The 18702-nt window shown below is 39.8% G+C and carries 12 protein-coding genes; 3 read left to right on the top strand and 9 right to left on the bottom strand.

The window, feature by feature from the left end:
- Positions 1–401: 401 nt before the first annotated feature.
- Positions 402–2876 carry a TonB-dependent receptor gene (locus GD597_RS15655; protein ID WP_171608831.1) on the bottom strand — a complete coding sequence of 825 codons (2475 nt, stop codon included), beginning with the start codon at positions 2874–2876 and terminating at the stop codon, positions 402–404.
- Positions 2877–2987: 111 nt separating this feature from the next.
- Between GD597_RS15655 and GD597_RS15650 the strand changes: the two genes are divergently transcribed.
- Both GD597_RS15650 and GD597_RS15645 read left to right on the top strand, forming a co-directional pair.
- Positions 2988–3647 (top strand): metal-dependent transcriptional regulator, encoded by a 660-nt coding sequence (locus GD597_RS15650; protein ID WP_171608830.1) that lies wholly within the window; start codon positions 2988–2990, stop codon positions 3645–3647.
- 494 nt (positions 3648–4141) lie between these two features.
- Positions 4142–4711, top strand: a complete 570-nt coding sequence (locus GD597_RS15645) for a DUF4256 domain-containing protein (protein ID WP_171608829.1) — start codon at positions 4142–4144, stop codon at positions 4709–4711.
- A 124-nt stretch (positions 4712–4835) separates the two neighbouring features.
- Here the strand turns inward: GD597_RS15645 and GD597_RS15640 are convergent, their stop codons facing one another.
- The 4 genes from GD597_RS15640 to GD597_RS15625 all read right to left on the bottom strand — a co-directional run bounded on the left by GD597_RS15640 (position 4836) and on the right by GD597_RS15625 (position 12235).
- Positions 4836–7844: a LamG-like jellyroll fold domain-containing protein gene (locus tag GD597_RS15640; RefSeq protein WP_171608828.1), complete on the bottom strand. Its 3009-nt coding sequence runs from the start codon at positions 7842–7844 to the stop codon at positions 4836–4838.
- A 212-nt stretch (positions 7845–8056) separates the two neighbouring features.
- Positions 8057–8677 carry a response regulator gene (locus tag GD597_RS22145; RefSeq protein ID WP_171608827.1) on the bottom strand — a complete coding sequence of 207 codons (621 nt, stop codon included), beginning with the start codon at positions 8675–8677 and terminating at the stop codon, positions 8057–8059.
- Positions 8678–8858: 181 nt separating this feature from the next.
- Positions 8859–10628 (bottom strand): tetratricopeptide repeat-containing sensor histidine kinase, encoded by a 1770-nt coding sequence (locus GD597_RS15630; RefSeq protein ID WP_171608826.1) that lies wholly within the window; start codon positions 10626–10628, stop codon positions 8859–8861.
- Between the two features lie 191 nt (positions 10629–10819).
- Positions 10820–12235 carry a Gfo/Idh/MocA family protein gene (locus tag GD597_RS15625; protein WP_171608825.1) on the bottom strand — a complete coding sequence of 472 codons (1416 nt, stop codon included), beginning with the start codon at positions 12233–12235 and terminating at the stop codon, positions 10820–10822.
- A gap of 419 nt (positions 12236–12654) precedes the next feature.
- On the opposite strand from GD597_RS15625, the gene GD597_RS15620 reads away from it, so the two are divergent.
- Positions 12655–15414: a T9SS type B sorting domain-containing protein gene (locus GD597_RS15620; protein WP_171608824.1), complete on the top strand. Its 2760-nt coding sequence runs from the start codon at positions 12655–12657 to the stop codon at positions 15412–15414.
- Positions 15415–15596: 182 nt separating this feature from the next.
- Here the strand turns inward: GD597_RS15620 and GD597_RS15615 are convergent, their stop codons facing one another.
- From GD597_RS15615 to GD597_RS15600, 4 genes are all read right to left on the bottom strand, one after another.
- Positions 15597–15845, bottom strand: a complete 249-nt coding sequence (locus GD597_RS15615) for a hypothetical protein (RefSeq protein WP_171608823.1) — start codon at positions 15843–15845, stop codon at positions 15597–15599.
- Positions 15846–15851: 6 nt separating this feature from the next.
- Complete coding sequence (locus tag GD597_RS15610; RefSeq protein WP_171608822.1) at positions 15852–16409, bottom strand: sigma-70 family RNA polymerase sigma factor; 558 nt, start codon at positions 16407–16409, stop codon at positions 15852–15854.
- Between the two features lie 87 nt (positions 16410–16496).
- Positions 16497–17276 (bottom strand): M90 family metallopeptidase, encoded by a 780-nt coding sequence (locus GD597_RS15605; protein WP_171608821.1) that lies wholly within the window; start codon positions 17274–17276, stop codon positions 16497–16499.
- A gap of 26 nt (positions 17277–17302) precedes the next feature.
- Positions 17303–18583 (bottom strand): serine hydrolase domain-containing protein, encoded by a 1281-nt coding sequence (locus GD597_RS15600; RefSeq protein WP_171608820.1) that lies wholly within the window; start codon positions 18581–18583, stop codon positions 17303–17305.
- Positions 18584–18702: the final 119 nt, after the last annotated feature.

The raw sequence follows: 18702 nt of genomic DNA, 5'->3' as shown, positions 1-18702 counted from the left end.
TGCACACATTATTGCAAAAGATAATAATTCATAGTACAAAATAATAATTCACCGGCAGTAAATAGTATAATAAAAATGGATACATGTTATAAACAATACAGAATGTGTAAGATAAGTTTCATGATGATGAATGATTCACTTATAAAATATATTATTTAATAGCATGTATAGAGGTGTTTGGCGGCATGCTATCTTATTGTTTTTTGACATAGCCAGCAACCCGAAAAAAGCCAATAGATACTAAGGAACATTTGGAAGGCACACTGTGCCGAAACAAAAAAGCCAACCTTTCAAAAGATTCTTCATCTACCAAGGCTGCTGACCAGCAGACGACTTTCAATTGGCTAATCAGCAAAACAGTAACGGCCAAAGCCGAGCTAACAAACATAATAACGATAATACTAAAATAGGACAATGGCTTTTAAACAAATATTTCTACCCATACTATACATTCCTACATATCCGTTTGGTGAACTTTCATAATACTCAAAATATTTTAACCTGCTAAGGTTAGATTGATAGGCTTTGTCAAACATATTATTTACCTGTAACTGAAATTGTAAAGTGTTGGTTTTTGAATAATTTATTTGTGTATTTATTGAAAAATTAAAAAGTGTAAAAGTTGGCGTTGCAGTTTCAGTATTATTCAAAGCCAAATAACGATTTTGTGCAGCATTATATTCAACCTCTGCTTGTAATTTAATAGAAGAAAAAACTGTTGATTTCGTTTTAAATTCCTGATTTATGCTGCTTAACAATTTTGCAGGTGGAATTAAAGGCAGATATTCACCTTCAATGCCCTTTCCTTTAAAATCAGCCTTTCTATTATAGGCATAAATCAATGAAAAAGAATTGTCAAACGAGAAGCCTTTAATGGATGTTGGGTGTAAACTAAACGTTGCTTCCAAACCATATAATTGAGCCTTAGCCTGTTGATATTGATAAGTTTTATTTCCTTGTGCATCCAAAACAGCATTTCCATTTACATCAGTTAATTGCGATAAATAAATATAGTGTTCAATGTTATTGTTAAATACGCTTGCTGTTACCGCAACATCTTTATACCGAATATCTACACCAATATCTTCCTGAAAACTAAATTCGGGAACAAAATTCCTATTCCCCAAATATATGATGTGAGCTCCGGGGTCTAAACCATTTGATGCAAATTCTGTAATGCCTGGTGATCTGTAACCTCTTGAAACATTGACTTTCAGGTTTATGTGTTCGTTTAGTTGGCAGGTTGCACCAATGCTTAGTGAAGCGCCATTAAATATTTTATCAAAAGCAGAAAACTGTAAATAAGCCCCAACGGTATCAGGCAGAAAAACTTGTTTAGTAAAACCATTAGCAGGGTTAGTGGCCGTATAAATATCATTTCCTTTCAGGTACCGGGTATCATATCTCAAACCGCCACTTATGGTCAATCTGCCATTTTTCCATTTCGCAAAAACAAAACTGCCGATATCAAATAAATTATAATCAGGAATAGGAAAATCAGTAGCATCTTTGCTTTTACTATTTTGATACATTCCATTAACACCAGCCGAAATTTCAATATTAGCAATAGTTGGTGCATTATATCTAAAGCCATAATTAAAAGTGTTCAACCTAACAAAAAGCCCTGCTTGCTTTGCTGCTGTTGGGTGGCTGTATTCCCTGCGAATATTTTGCTGGAATGCCAACAAAAAATCTACATCACCATTGCCTGCTTTATAATGGCTGTTACTATAAATCCTGTAATGTTGAATATGTTGATGCAAAGGGCTAAGTGTGTATGAATTTAATTCAGCATCCGAGACAATAAGGCGGTTTTTTATATCATCATTGCTGCCTTCATACATTTGTTTGGTAAATTTTCTTGTAAGCGAATCACGGCTGCCATCAGGTATTCCTTGTAAATTATCATACAGGGTTTGGTTCAAATTAGAGTAACCATACTTGCTGAAATATTGTATGGTTGACGAAGCGTTTATTTCTCTAAAACCCGTGTTATAAACGCTTCCATCAATATTATTGGTATAATTTTTTGCAATTCTATAAGAGCCTCTTAATGCATAAGCCCAATGATTTTTTGAATAAGTAAATCTTATTCCATTGCCCACTAAACCATTGTTACTTTGATACTCACTAAAATATTTTCCTTGAATTTTTTCATCATTATTTACACACATTTCAGGTATCAAACTTACCACTCCTGCAACAGCATCCGAACCATACATAATACTTGCAGGACCTTTTACTACTTCGGCTTTGCTAATGTTATAGGCATCTACTTCGATACCATGTTCATCGCCCCATTGTTGCCCCTCTTGCCTTATGCCATCGTACAAGGTAAGCACCCTGTTATAACCCAAACCACGGATAAAAGGTTTGGAAATATTTGGACCCGTTTTTACAGCATTCAAACCAGCAACATTTTTTACCAATACATCTATAATATTACTTTCTATTGTGCTTTCAATGGCTTTAATTCCTACGCTAACAATAGCAACGGGGTTTTCTCTCAAAAGCATGGCTTTAGAAACACCGGTAACCACTACTTCGTTTAAAATACCTTGTGTAGGTGTTAAGAATATTTCATAAAAATCCTTTTCTCCAAAAATTTGAATAGTATCAGATGCGTGGCCCAAAGATGAAAAAACCAGTTTTGCAGTAGAGATATTTTTAGGAAATCCAATTTTAAATTTCCCAAAGGCATCAGTTGTTGTGCCTACACCCGACCTTAAAATTAGCACATTGCAGGAAAATATAGGTTGCTTTGTAGCTGCATCTTTTACAACACCAGCAATACTTTGAGCCTTTGCAGATAGCTGAAAAACAATAGCCATAATTATAAATACTAAACCCTGTTTATAAAAATACCTTTGCAACATATTTACATTTTTGAAATACAAAAGTAATAAGTTAGAGTTATCTAACTATTTTATTTTCTTTACAAAACATTATATACCTATTCAGGAAACAAATTTTATTAGCTTTGCGCTATGTATTCACTCACAGAAGAAAACTATTTAAAAGCATTATTCAACATTTCCAACGGTTCAGGAGAAGTAAATGTTGCCGAACTATCCAAAACCCTTGACATTAAGATGCCTACTGTAACCAGTATGATGAAAAAGCTATCCGAAAAAAAGTTGGTTCATTATGAAAGCTACAAACCATTACGTTTAACAGAAAAAGGCAGAAAAGAGGCTGGGTTAATTATCCGTAAGCATCGCCTGACCGAGATGTTTTTAGTAGACAAAATGAAGATGGGTTGGGAAGATGTACACGATATTGCAGAGCAAATAGAACATATACAATCTCCTGTTTTTTTTGATAAAATGGATGAACTTTTAGGTTACCCAAAAGTAGACCCTCACGGCTCGCCTATACCAGACAAAAACGGAAAAATAGTTTGGATAGAATACAACAAATTAAGCGATTGCAAAGTAGGCGAAACAGTAAAATTAGCCGCCGTTATAAACACTTCATCCGATTTTTTAAAGTTCCTCAATGCCCGTGAAATGCGTTTAGGCTTAAAAATAAAAATCAAATCAATTGAACAGTTCGACAAGTCAATAGTAGTTAGTTATGGCAAAAGACAAAAAGAAGTATTAAGCAATGTTGTATGTGAAAGGTTGTTGGTAGAAAAAGAAAACTAAAATGTTTCTTGGAATCATTTTCTAACCTATAAATGGGCAACACACAAAGTCCAACCTTTCAAAAGAGCACTTTTACTTTGCTTACACCAGGCAAACACCCATGGTTTGACAGGGAACACATTGTATGGATGGACGAGGTTGAAGCACAAAGGTCTACTAGAATAAGGAAAGGGGATTTCACCCCTGATTATCACAGAACAGTATGTAAACATTTAGTGTTCTTCTTTCCAAACAACAACTCCTATTTAGTATAAGGTTTAATTAAGCTGCATAAAATTCCCACTGTACAAGTGTGCGACGCAAGTAATGTTGAGTAAATGGTCCAACTGACTGGCTCAAAAAAAATATATTCATTTGTTTGCTGTTTGTATTTTGGTAATAAATTTTTAGTGCGCCAGGTTTTTGCAGCTACCAGTATTAACAGGGTGTAATTAGTAATAGCAGCTTTTGTAACTTTAATATGATATAGGGCAGAAAATGTAAAATAATATGTTATGGCAGCAGCAAGTAAAAAGAAGTTGTTACCCGCGCAACAGGAGGAACTACTTATCATAGTAAAAAACCGTTTTGAAAAAAATATGCAGCGGCATAAAGGTATTGCCTGGGCTCAGGTACTGGCCAGACTGGAAGCCAATAAAGAAAAAATGTGGTGCCTGCACCAAATGGAGAATACCGGCGGCGAACCTGATATTACCGGCTATGATAAAAAAACAGACGAATATATTTTTATTGATTGCGCCGCAGAAAGCCCCAAGGGCCGCAGAAGTGTTTGTTACGACCGCGAAGCGCTGGAGGCAAGAAAAGAATTTAAACCAGCCAATAATGCGGTTGATATGGCTACGGCCATGGGTTGCACTCTTTTAACAGAAACACAATACCGCGAATTGCAGCAACTGGGCAGTTTTGATACCAAAACTTCCAGTTGGGTACAAACACCGGAGGAGATAAGAAAACTGGGTGGTGCCCTATTTTGCGACAGGCGCTATAATGCCGTTTTTTTGTATCATAACGGTGCAGAATCGTATTATGCTGCAAGGGGGTTTCGTGCCGCACTTAGGGTATAAAAGCATAGCATTGAAAAAGCTGCCGTTGCCACCTATTGCCGGGTACCAGATGTTTTATAGATTTTAAATTATAAGGGCTTCCTTTTATTGGAAGCCCTTATTTTATATTTTGCTTTTACAGCTATTAATCTTTGATAATTTTTATTACCTGATCCTGTGTTTTTAGTAAATACAGCCCCGCCGGCCATTGGGCTATATGGAGTGTTTGACTGCCATTGATTAATGTAATGGTACGCATTGTTTGTCCGGCAGCATTGGTAATAATACCTTGCTGATTTTTATGACTATTGATGGTAACTACAGCTGATGCAGGGTTTGGATAAACTGATACTATTGTTTGCGCATTGCTATTTATTTTAATGGTATTGCTATATACCCAACGGCCATCATTATCAATCATTTTTAGCCGGTAATATTGCGTGGTGCCGGTGGTATATGGTGTTGCATCCAGCAGCTGATATGCGGCCCCTGCCATATGGCCTGATGCTTTTACCTGACCCATGGCGGTAAAATTGTTATTGCCATTACTTCGTTCTACCACAAAGCTGGCAGTGTTTATTTCATTGCGGGTTGTCCATTTTAATTGCACACTATTATTTTGTTTGGCGGCAGTAAATGAAAGGAGTGTTAATGGCAATGCAATATCTGTTTTACCTAAAAGATACTCTGTATGTTCCCCGCTAACGGTAATGGTTTTTGCTGTGGTATTTGGTACCGCAGGCAATGGTGCCCAACTTGTTATTGCATTATCTGCCCGGTTATATAATTGCAGGTTGGCCTCGTTTAGTGCAGTTACTGAAGGGTTACCAAGATAATTATACACGGCGGTGTATTGTGGGTTGGTACCATTTACCTGGAAGACACCAAAGTAGGCATCGCTGTTGCCAATTGTATTTATTCCATCCAATGTATTGGGTTGTTCGTTTACGCTGTATAACTGTATGCCATCCGGATTACCATTAGTTGATGTGATGGCGATGCTTTCTCCATTGGCCTGCGTAATGCTGGCTGCTTTAATTGTATTGGAATAATCGTGGCTGCTGGCATTGCCAATAGGTGCTCCACTGGTTACCCTGGCAGGATTGTTGGCAAGGGTACCATTATTGGCATTAACAGTACCATCAAACACTGTGGTGCCGGAACTTTCGTCAAAATTATAATAGGCTACCAGGTTGATGTATAATGGATCGCTGGAAGTAATTTTATGACACATGCGATCTCTTAATTCTGATTGACTGAGGGCTATATTCCAGATTTCAAATTCATCTATTTTACCTTCAAATAAACCTCCACCAGCAATAAATGGAGCACAAGCACCGGTAGCAATAGTTAATGCGGCTGAGTTGTTTACATTAATGGGTGTTGCGCTATGATTATCTACCTGAATACCATCTCGAAATCCGGAAAGTTGAGTACCATTTCTAATAAATGATATGTGATGCCATTTGCCATCTAATACATTGGGAACAGAAATTCTTTGGTTAATATTCCCCGGATTATGAAGTTCCAGATAAACTGTACCGGAAGGTACTTTATAAACTCCCCATAATTGACCATCACCACAACCATCATCTCTTTTCGACATTAATATTTCATCTCTGTCTGTGCCAGAAGAATTTAACCAAAATTCCACCGAAAAATTTCCACTACCAAAATTGCTTGCAGCAGAATTGGGTATGCTTACAGATTGGGTGAATCCATCAAAACTAATAGCATTGCCACTGCCAGGTTTGCTAACTGCTAAATTATTGGTAACACGATATTTTTGGTTCAAATAAGTTTCTACCTGCAGCCGTTCTGCATTGGTTAATGCACGGTCGTAGATAATTATTTCGGCAATATCACCTACTGTACTCTCATCAATGGCACCACCGGTGCCAATTTGCAAAGTATCATTGGGCAGCATGCTGTTATTACTGTTTCGTTGTCTTAATAATGCGCCATTTATAAAGGTTTGCATACCATTGGTGGTATTAGATTTCCAGCGTGCAGTACCAATTTGCAATGCACTATTATTATAAAAACCACAATTAAGGCCATTGAATTCACCGCCATCATTGCTAACACAAAAACCGTTTTCGGCACCCTGATGCGTATAGCCATATATTACATATCCGGTAGATCCGGGATACACATTTTGAAACCTAACCGCCGAGGAAATATTGGCTCCCTGTGCAACAACAAATATGGTTATTTCTTCTGTATTAGGTCCACGGTAATTAGTGCTTAAAAAATCACTTACCCCTTCTGCATAACGCACTACCGCATGGCCATTAATCACATTGCGTACCCAAACCGGCTGACTGGTGGGTATGGTTTGGGTAACCTGGCGGCCAGCAGCGCTTTGATCAGCCCAGGCACTAATTTTGTTGTTTATATCTTTGGTTATACCATCATCGCCCCTTAACCATAATTGTAATGCAGTGGCAGGTATGGGCGATTGTGCGTTGTTAGCATATTCAGCCTGCACCTGTTCCGAAGTTAAAGCCAGGTTATAAATTTTTACTTCATCAATTTTTCCATTCCAATAATGGGTGGGATCAAAATCCTGACCCCCAATTTGAAAAGCAGTTACAAAAGCGTTTGGGTCGGCAGTAAATGTATTAGGTGCCAATACACCATTAAGATAAAATTTAGTTACCCCATTTTCACGTACCATGGCTACATGATACCAAGTATTAACGGTACTAAAAAAGGCGCCACTCGGCAACCAGGATACCAAATTATATAAGCCCCCCAACTGATTACCTCCGCCGGACCCATTATTATTGCCCATACCCATATTATATCCATTTTCGCCGGGGCCCAGGCTTACAATCATTTTATTGAATTGATTTGCAGGATCAAACAGGGCTGGATTAACCCATGCCATCAGGGTAAAATTATCTGTGTTGGTCATAGGCAAAGCGGCAAAGCTAATAGCATCATCCACCCCATCAAAACTATAAGCACTATTGGCATTGCCAAACCGGTCTGTTGTAAGCATAGCACCATGTACAGTACCATTTAATGTTCCTGTTGCATCATTGGCATTACCACTAAACGGGTAATAGGCTACAGGTGTTTGCGCCATTAGAAAATTGCAGCAAAATAAACAGGCTGCCCATAACACAATACGATCAATATTTTTCATAAAAGAAATTATATCGTAAAGATGCAACCTTAAGAAAAATACAGCATCACTAATTATAGTGATTTAAAGCGGATTTTTTAATCGGGTGTATTGGCTGCTAAAAGCTCCATTATTTTCCGAACGTACAAGTGTGCGACGCAAAGAACGATGATGAAAGAACCGAAATTTGGTTCAAAAAAATGGCTACCCAAAATTTGGTTTAACAGGCAGCGCTAATGCAGGTTTTTATAGTAAAAGGCAATGGCTTCGCCCAAAGAAGAAACATGCAATTTTTCGTAAATATGCTTTACATGGGTATTAACGGTATTAAAACTTAAAAACAATTTATCGCCTACCATTTTATAACTAAGACCTTCTGCAAGTAATTCTAATACCTGTGTTTCCCTTGCCGATAATGGATTTTCTTTTTTGCCCGGTTTAAAATAATCAAGCACTTTTAAGGCAATGCTGGGGTTCATTACAGCACCACCTTCATTTACTTCCTGTATGGCCTGTAATATGCGCTGTGGTGCATCTTTTTTTAAAATATAGCCACTGGCACCGTTACGTATACATTCAAATACATTATCATTATCATCAAACACCGTTTGCATCAACACCTTAATATGGGGAAACTCCTGCTTAATTAATTTTAAACCTTCAATACCATTTGCCCCCGGCATATTTATATCCATCAGTACCACATCCGGAAAATGGGTTTGCATATCATTCAATACATTCAGGCAGTTAATGCCCTCACCGGCATATAGCAGCTCCGGACTAAGCTCAATAAGCGCCTTAAGGCTATCACGCCTGGCCGTATTATCATCGTATATAAACACTTTTATCTGCACTTGTGTAAAATTATCTGTTTATCCCGCTGCCAACATCCCTAATTATAGTTAGTTACCCAAAATGGTAGTTGGCAGAGAATAGATTTATATGTACCCGGCTGCATAGCTGTATGGCAGCTTTACTTGCGTCGCACTCTTGTACGGTTAGATTATATAGCAGCATAAAAAATACATAACCTGCCTACACAGGGAAAATACTTCTGATAATAGTTCCTTGCCCGGCTGTACTTTCAATGCTTAACTTACCTTTTAATTCAAGGGCTCTGCGTTCCATATTCATCAGGCCATTACCGGGCGTAATTGTTGTTCTGTTAAAGCCTACGCCATTATCAGTAATGTTTAAAATGCAGTTGCCGTTTATAACTGATAACTCCAAATACGCTTCCGTTGCTTTGCTGTATTTGGCTATATTGTTCATTGCTTCTTTTATAATCAGCAAAATATTTTTTCTGGCAATCATGTCTTTCAAATGATGTTCAATACCTGCAGCTATATGGTAATGCAGCAGAATGTTTTTATCACTTAACAATTCTACACCATAGTTTTTAATTTTTGCTTCCAAAGAAACCGTTGCCATTGCATGAGGCTTCATACTCCAAACAATATCATTCATGTTCTCCATTACCTGTTTGCTCTGATCAGATATTTTCTTAATCATCTTCATCGCTTTATCCGGGTCTTCGGTTAATGTTTTTTCTGCAATGGCACCATAAATCTGCAAACTACTTAGCGATGCACCAATATCATCATGCAGGTCCTGACTAATCTTTTGCCTTATTTTAGAAACTGCCAGTTTTTGATTTTGAAAATAACGGTACACCAAAAATCCAATGGCCAGAAAGGTAAAGCCAATTAATGCCAGTATTAACCTGGTATTGGCCAGTTCCTGTTTACGTTCTGCTTCAGATACCTGCAGCGTTAAAATGCGTTTTTCATTTTGCATACTGGCATTTAAAATGGTTTGCAGCTGCCGGTTATTATCGTCAATATTTTCCTTGCCTATTTTAGATTTTAGTTCAAGTGCTGCTACCAGGCGGTGCAATTCTTTTTCTGTTGTATAAATATCAATGGCGGTATTTAAAAAAACCAATGCATAAAACCTGTTTATATTGGGCTGCCGGGTTAATAAATCAAAACCGGCATCAAGGTTGGTTAATACACTGCTATACTGCTGCATTGCATGAAAGCATTTGGCCATGCCACCATAACAAATAAGCGCCACATCAATATCGTTCGATGCAATGGCGGTATTGGCTCCCTCTGTATAATGCATTAATGCACTATCAATACTATGTAATGCAAAAAAAACATCGCCCAGGCCGCTATGGGCAACGGCAATACCCCTGTGCCAATTAATTGCTGCTGCTTTTTGCAAGGATAGATAATAGTGATAGGAAGCACTATCAAAATGGCCTAGTTTAAAATAGGCTTCTGCCAAATTACCATGCAGGTGATGTGGTTTTGATAAGCTGATATATTGCTTAGGGTTGGGTGGCTGCTTGGTAAACCGCAACCCCTTATTAAAAACTTTTACCGATTGTGCTGCACTGTCAATATTCATAAAAAACAGGCCAATAAAATTATAGCTGTCTGCCAGTAAAATACTATCGTTCAAGGCTTCGGCCATGGCCAGTCCGCGGCGGCTTTCCTGTAACCCAAGTTGTTGAAGGTTATTGTAATAATACACTTCGGCCTGCCGGGTAAGTAAAAAATAATTATCCAGCGATATATTTTTAACCGGTAATAAGGCATGTATTTTATTCAGCCATATTTGTGCGGAGTCGTACTGCTCCGCATCCATAAATTCATCGGCAGTATTAAAGCAGTTTTTTATATAGGCGCTGATATGTTGTGCAGACTGGTCATCTTGCTGTAGCTGATTTTGTTGTGCAGATATGCCCATGGCAAAGCACAAACAACACATTAGTATCAGACAGCTTTTATAGATCATAAAGGAAAGATAATATAAACATCCGATTACTGTAAATGCCGTTGCCCTATTTGCATAAATCAAAATAGCCACTGCGGGTGGCTATTTTGATTATAAGTGTTTTATTTTTTGCTGCATAGCATTACATCAGTAAAAGAGTGCGACGCAAGCGGCGATGCCAATGGCATTAAAGCTGGGTTAACACTATGTATTTACATTAATACTTTGGTGGTACCACCTTTTTCCAGTGTAATATCCACCGGCTGATTGTTTTGCCAGGAGCCTCCGGTAAAATCGGGTACCGTAATAGCGTTTGACCGGTTGGCCACACTCCACTCGCTTAGCGGTGCCACTGCACTCCACAGAGCAGCATCATATACGTCCTGATCCAACGGCAGGCCATTGCGCAAACAATCTATGGTACGCCAATCCATTATAAAATCCATACCACCATGGCCACCCACTTGTTTGGCCATTTCGCCAACTTTTTTTACAATGGCTGGCTGGTATTTTTCTTCCAGTTGTTTATAGGCCTCATCGGTAAGCCAGTCTTCATCGCCAAAAGCTATACGGGCCGGACCTGGATATTTTAAGGCAGAACCCTTGGTACCATTTATTTTAAAAATACGGGAATAAATATTGGGCGAGCTAACATCGTGCTGCAACATGATGGTGCGGCCCTTATTGGTACGTATGGTGGTAACATTCATATTACCCCTAAAACTTTTGCCGGCATAGGGGGCATAAAAGCTATCGTTGGCAGCTAGTTCTTTGGCCATGGGCGCCATCATAAAATCGTTGCTTTGCATGGCATTTAGGTAATCCATTTTATCGCCGCGGTTTAAGTTCATTACCTGGGCAACTGGGCCTAAACCATGCGTGGGGTATAAATTACCATTGCGTAAGTTTTCTTTTAACCGCCACATATCGTAGTAGGCATCTTTAGAAAAATTACTCTTTAACAGGTCGTGGTTATAAGCACCTTCGCCATGAATAATTTCGCCAAGCAAACCCTGCCTGGCCATATTAAGGGTAAGCAATTCAAAAAAATCGTAACAGCAGTTTTCCAGCATCATACAATGTTTGCGGGTACGTTCCGATGTTTCTACCAGCTGCCAGCATTCGTCAATGGTTTTGGCGGCGGGTACTTCTACACATACATGTTTACCATGGTTCATAGCATAAACAGCCATGGGTGTATGCAGGGCCCAGGGGGTGGTAATATATACCAGGTCAATATCGGGTCTTTCGCATAATTTTTTCCATTCTTCTTCTTTGCCGGTATAAATATCCGGGTTATGTATAGATCCTTCCAGCGATTTTTTTACCTTATTCACTTTTTCTGGTCTTATATCGCACAGGGCTTTAATTACAGTGCCTTCAATATGGCGCATACGTTCTACTGCACCGGGGCCACGGTTACCCAAACCAATAAATCCAATACGCACAGCGTCTAATTTGGGGGCCGCATAACCACTCATGTTAAACAGCTGTTTACGGGGGGTAGATACATTATTTACCAATGCATCCTGCGTGGTGGCGGCATAACTATTCATCATATTGGCGCCTGCTATGCCAATTCCCGTAAGACCTGAGTATTTTATAAAATTTCTGCGGTTGCTTTTCATTGCTGTAAATTTTAGTTTTATTTTTTGTTGAGCCTGGCTGTATTAATACCATGCAGCATCCTTGCGTCGCACTCTTGTACTGTAGCGCTTTGGGCAACTATTTAACAACGGGTGTTTATACCGCAAGCAAATGTTATTTTAAATGTAGCATTAACCACCTGAATAATACTGCGAAATCGTTTGCGCCATTTTATGCTACACCTGCTGCAGTAAAAATAAACATATTTCTTTGCTGCCACAGGGCCCGAACCCTGCAGTGTGCGACGCAAGTAAAGCCAAATAAATGCTTTATAGCCGGTTACAATACAATGCAGCTAAAACATTAATTTACACAGCCATTAGATTGGTACTTAGGCATGCTTCAAAAATTCATCCATATTTACTTTGCTCCTGCAAGGATGTTTTTCATATTGGCATGCTTGTTTTTATTACAGCCAAAATTTACTTTGGCCCAATGCGCCGGTGCCGTTAGTGCTTACCCCTACACTGCCGATTTTGAAACCTCGAACGATGGGTGGGTGCCCGGAGGTTCACAGTCTGATTGGGCCTGGGGCAAACCAGTAAAGCCGGTAATTAATTCCGCAGCTTCGGGTACCAAATGCTGGATTACCGGTGGACTAACCAAAGCAGCCTATAACGATGGGCAAAAATCATGGTTAAAAAGCCCTTGCTTTAATTTTTCTTTGCTTAAAAACCCATACATCATTTGCAAGGTTTTTTGGGAAACTGAATTTGGTTTGGATGGCGCCAACCTGGAATACTCTACCGACAATGGCATTAGCTGGCAAATTGCCGGCGACATTAGAGATGCCAGCACCTGTAATACCGAAAACTGGTATAATGCCTCAGTACTACCCGGACTGGCCAATCAGAATGGTTGGTCGGGCAATACACAGTCTTCAAGGCCCGGTTGTTTTTTGGGTGGTGGAAGCATAAGCTGGATAACGGTAAAACATAGCCTCCCCATGTTAGCAGGCTTGCCCAATGTATTGTTTAGGTTTGTATTTGCTTCAGGAGCAGGCTGTAATAATTTTGATGGCTTTGCGATTGACGATTTTATGGTGCAGGAATCACCAGCCAATAAGGCATCTTTTACCTATAAATGTTCCAGCAGTTTACGGGTAAATTTTACCAGTACTGCATCGCCCTGCACCAGTTCCTATCTCTGGAACTTTGATGATACGGCTTCGGGTGCTGATAATACTTCTACACTGCCCAATCCAACACATGCCTATACCGCCGGGGGCAATTATAAAGTACGTTTAACAGTAAATGGCCCGGGCAATACCTCGTCTACAGTAGAATTGCCCGGTTTTGAAATTTATAAAGATGTGGTAGCTACAATTGTTACACCCCTGCGCTGTAATGGCGATAGTACAGGATCGGCCACAGTAAATTTTAGTGGTGGCAGCAGCTTTTATAATTACAGCTGGGATACCAAGCCCGTACAAACCACCAAAACTGCCGAAAACCTGCATGCCGGCTTTTATAATGTTACTATTTCCAGTGGCATTGGTTGCCCGGCATCGGCAAATATTCTGTTAACTGAGCCGCCACCAATTGTACCCAGTTATAGTATAGTAAAACCCAATTGCACACTTAGCAATGGCAGCATTGCTATTGCAGTGGCAGGGGGCGTTGCACCCTATACTTTTAGCTGGCAGCCTAATGTAAGCACTGCTGCTACCGCCAACAACCTGCCATCGGGTATGTATACCGTTACCATTAGCGATAAAAATGGCTGTAGTAAAGTATTGCGTATTAATTTACCCGGCTTAAGCAATTTGGAAGCCATTGCCAATACCACAAAAAATGTAAGTTGTTTTGGCGGTAACGATGGTGCCGCTATACTAATGGCCACCGGAGGTAAAACGCCATACCAATATACCTGGCCTACGGGCCAAACCACTGCTGCCCTTGCTAATTTGGCGGCAGGAAGTTATGCGGCCATTGTTACCGATGCTGAAGGCTGCCAGGCTTTTGCCACTGCCTTGATTGAACAGCCCGATAAACTGGCCTCTTTTATACAAACAAAACAAACCTATTGCGGATTGGCTAATGGCAGTGCGGAGATTAATATACTGGGTGGCACCAGCCCCTATCAAATTCAATGGAGCCCGGGTATTTTCAATACGGCAAGCATTTCAAGTCTGGCACCGGATAATTATGTGGCCAGCATTACTGACAAGCATGGATGTATACTGTTAGATACAGCTACAATACAGCCTTCAGATGCGGTTACGGTGCAGTTAACGCATACCAATGTGTTATGTGCCGGCAAACAAACAGGTACTGCCAATGCAATGGTTAGCGGAGGCACTTTGCCCTATATTAGTTCCTGGAAAAAAGACAGTACACTTTATACAGATAGTATGATGCAACATGCCGGTGCGGGCAATTATTTATTTACCGTAAAAGATGCGGTAGGTTGCAGTGTACAAGAAGCATTTACCATTACTGAGCCCCCGGCCCTGCATGTTGAAACCAATACCACACCCTCTTATTGCCATTTTAATAATGCCGGTGCCAATGCAATTGTAACGGGCGGTGTGGCGCCCTATAGTTATTTGTGGAGCCTGCAAAATGCTACTTCAGATTATATTAACAATGTAAGTTCTGGTAATTACCAGCTTACTGTTACGGATAGTAATCATTGTATAGTAAATACGGTTGCGGCCATTACCAATATTGATCCGCCGCCAATTTTTATTGGTAACGATACAACTTTATGCCCCGGCAATTCCATTACACTTAAACCGGGTAATTTTAGTGCCTACCGCTGGCAAAATAATGCTACTGACCCGCAGCTTACCATTACATTGGCGGGCACTTATATGGTGCATGTAACAGATAACCTGGGTTGCGTTATATCTGATACCATCCATATTACCGGCGATTGCGGCTTGATATTTTTTCCAACTGCTTTTTCCCCAAATAACGACAGGCTAAATGATTTTTTTGGACCGGTAGGCATTTTAGCAACCGTGCAGGATTATTCGCTCTTGGTATTTAGCCGCAATGGCCAACTGGTTTTTAAAAGCAATAACCCTTTTGCCAAATGGGATGGCAAAATGCCGAATAGCCATATAGCACCCGGCACTTATGTGTGGATTGCCCGCTTCTCTAATAAGGGCGAAAAAAACCTGGTACAAAAAGGAACGGTTACTGTAATTTATTAGTTTATTGGGCCCGGCTGTTGGATAAGTAGGTGGCTTTACTTGCGTCGCACTCTTGTACGGCAGCATAGGCCTGGGCAAAGGGTTTACATAAATACCGATGGAAATTCATAAAGCACAAGAGTGCGACGCAACGGCTGCTGCCATTAATACCTTATGCTAGGCTAATAATAAAAAATATAGTTTTAGGAAGTACTGTTTTCGAGCTGGTTGATGATGGCTTGCTTGTCCTGCGTGCTAAGTTCGTCGTGAATATGCTGGTGTAATTTACCGGCTTGCTTAATGATGAGTTTGTTTTGTTTATTAAAGAGCGAGCACATTTTACAAATAGATAAATGATACCATAAACGCAGATAGCCGGGCAGGGAAATTTTTCCCTCCTCTTTTTTAGAGATCATGTTAGTGGCTTCTTTACAGGTAATCATCCATTTCATACGCACTTATTGAATAAACCAGTTTTTTTCGAGACAAGCCCTTAATTGCAGCTTGGCCCTGTGTATTAACACCCAGTAGTTAGACGCGGTAATATTTAGTTCCTTACATATTTCTTCGCTTTCCATGCCTTCGAGGTATTTTAAGCTAAATACGGTGTTTTGTATATCTTTTAATTTACCCTTGCACTTGCGCAGGATATCGTAAAACTCTTTTTTCTCCAGGGCATCGCTACTGTTTTGCCAGCCTGCAGGTGAGGCGGCTTCTGTCCAGTGTGCTGCATCATCAAAATAGGGGTCGTCATCTGGAACGCCAGGTAGGCTATCTGTTAATCTGTTGCTAGCCTTGCGAAAATGATCGATGATTTTATTTTTAAGGATGGCATACAACCAGTTTTTTTCTGAGGTTTCTCCCTTAAAACTTTCGTGATTACGCCAGGCAGCCAGAAATGTATCCTGCACCAGATCCTTTGCAATTTCTGCATTGTTTACCCTTGGTAAAGCAAAACGATACAGCATATCGCCATATTCGTTTACCCACCTGGTAGCATTTAATTGTGCAGACATATTTCAAATGTAATGTTTTAAACAAGGCAGCAATGTACGTTGGGTGTATATCTGCCATTTTAAAGATTTATTAATAAGTTGTACGGATTATTTGGTAGCAGGTTGTTGTATAAAAGCCTTTTCCATTAAGGCAAATAATTGTGGGTGCTTGGTTTTAAAAAGGTCGGGCCGTTCAAAAAAATATTCAGCGGCTACCGCAAAAAATTCTGTTTTGCTCACGGCGCCATAGGGGTTAATATCAGAACTGCCTTTTTGTATGGCGGCAATTTTTTCGTTCATCAGGTTAATCCAGGGGATGGTGTATTGTTTGCTAAGCAATTGTTCGGGAATACCATCTGTTTCGCCATCGGCCTTATCCAGTAAATGTACAAACTCGTGAATGCCGATATTGCTTTTATCAGTTTCGTTTAAAAAGCCCTGCTGCAACGCGTGTTTGGATAAGATCATCATGCCTTCCATAGCACCGGTACCTACCATGCCCAGTGTGTGGGTATCTTCTCCGCTGGTAGAGAATTTTTGGGCATTAAAAGCGCCATCGTATAGCAGTACATCAGTAAGGTTAAAATAGCGCCAGTTACCAAAACCAAAAATGGGTATTACCGCACTGCAGGCTACCATTAATTTGTCAAGCTCATTAATAGTAGTGTTTACGCCTTTGATATTTACATAAGAAAGAAAGTCTTTTACCTTATCTACAAACAAGCTTTGCTTTTCTGCAGGTAATGAGCGGTAATAGGCAATATTTTCCTCCAATAGTTCATCAATGTTTTCTGGCAATACTACCTCTATTTTTACAGGTGGTTTTTTACGTGCCACCAGCCATACCAAAAGAAATCCACTGATTAGAAATATGATTAAACCTGTCATCCCTGTTACTTATTTAGCTGTTTTAATTATTTAAGGCTGGAGTACACCATGGATTCAAATTTTTCCATTACCTGGTAATGGCTGTTTGGTGATTGTTGCGTAAGGATTATAGCTATTAATTTGGATCTAGGATCAGCCCAGTAGGTGCTGCCAAAAAATCCGCCCCAACCAAAAGTACCTTTATGTCTGGTGCCTTTACGGGCACCTTTCTCGGCTACTATTTCAAAGCCTAAACCAAAATTATTGGTATCGTTAAACAGGAAATCCAATTGTGGGGTAAGCATAGCTTCTACTGTTCTGGGGGAAAGTATGCGTTTGCCATTGTAAATGCCTCCATTCATGATCATTTGCAGAAATACAGCATAATCATAACCGGTTGAGGAAAGATCTGCGCCGCCAGAAAAATAGGTTTTGTTTTGCAGCGGGAAATTAGGATCGGTATTAAAATTGCCTGTGGGCCATGGTATTATTTGATGTGTGGAATCTTCGGTATACACGGTTGTTAACCGGCTGGCTTTGGCTGCTGGCACATTAAAATAAGTGTCTTTCATACCCAATGGAGTAAAAATTTCTTTGGTTAAGAAATCCTGCAGACTCATGCCACTTACTATTTCAATAATACAACCCAATACATCGCAGTTTAGGCCATATGTCCATTGTTCGCCGGGTTGGTGTACCAGGGGCAAGTTGCCCAATTGTTTCATTTTTTGCAGCAGGCTGGCGTCTTTTGTTATGCCAAAACCTGGTGCCAGTTTTGCTTTGGCATAAATGGCTTTCATGTTTTCGCTGCCAATACCGGGGTAATCGAGCCCCGAAGTATGAGTAAGTAAATCGCGAATGGTAATAGGCCTTTTGGCAGGCACAGTGGTATAAGTAGTATCGACCGCATTAAAGGTATTGAGAACATTTTGCTGTTTAAATTCGGGGATAAAATCGCCTACCTGTTCATCTAACTGCAATTTACCCTGCTCGTATAATATGAGTATACCGGCACTTGTAATAGCTTTGGTTTGTGAGGCGATACGGAAAATGGCATCTTTTTCCATGGGCTTATTTGTGGCGGCATCGGCCATACCATAGCCCTTGTATTGTACCAGCTGATTGTCTTTTACAATTATAGTTACGGCACCTTTAATCCAGTTGTGCTGCACATAATCATTTACCATACTATCTATACGGGCCAGTCTGGTATAATCTATGGCTTTGCTTTGGCTAACTGGTGTTATTACCTGTGCATACAGGCAAACGGGTAAACAGGCCAATATAAAAAACAAGCCCATTATTTGGCGACGTATATTGAAATACATAGTAAAAAATTTAGTGCAGTAAGATACGGTTTCTTGCCCTTGGATAAAAACAGAATAGCATTTTAGTTTACAGATAATTGATGTTAACTGTATTTGTGCTTTTGCTGCCATAATTGTTG

This window comes from Limnovirga soli, assembly GCF_013106755.1.
Classification (GTDB): domain Bacteria; phylum Bacteroidota; class Bacteroidia; order Chitinophagales; family Chitinophagaceae; genus Limnovirga; species Limnovirga soli.
Note: the sequence above shows the minus strand (reverse complement) of the source record. Positions and strands in the feature narration are given on the sequence as shown.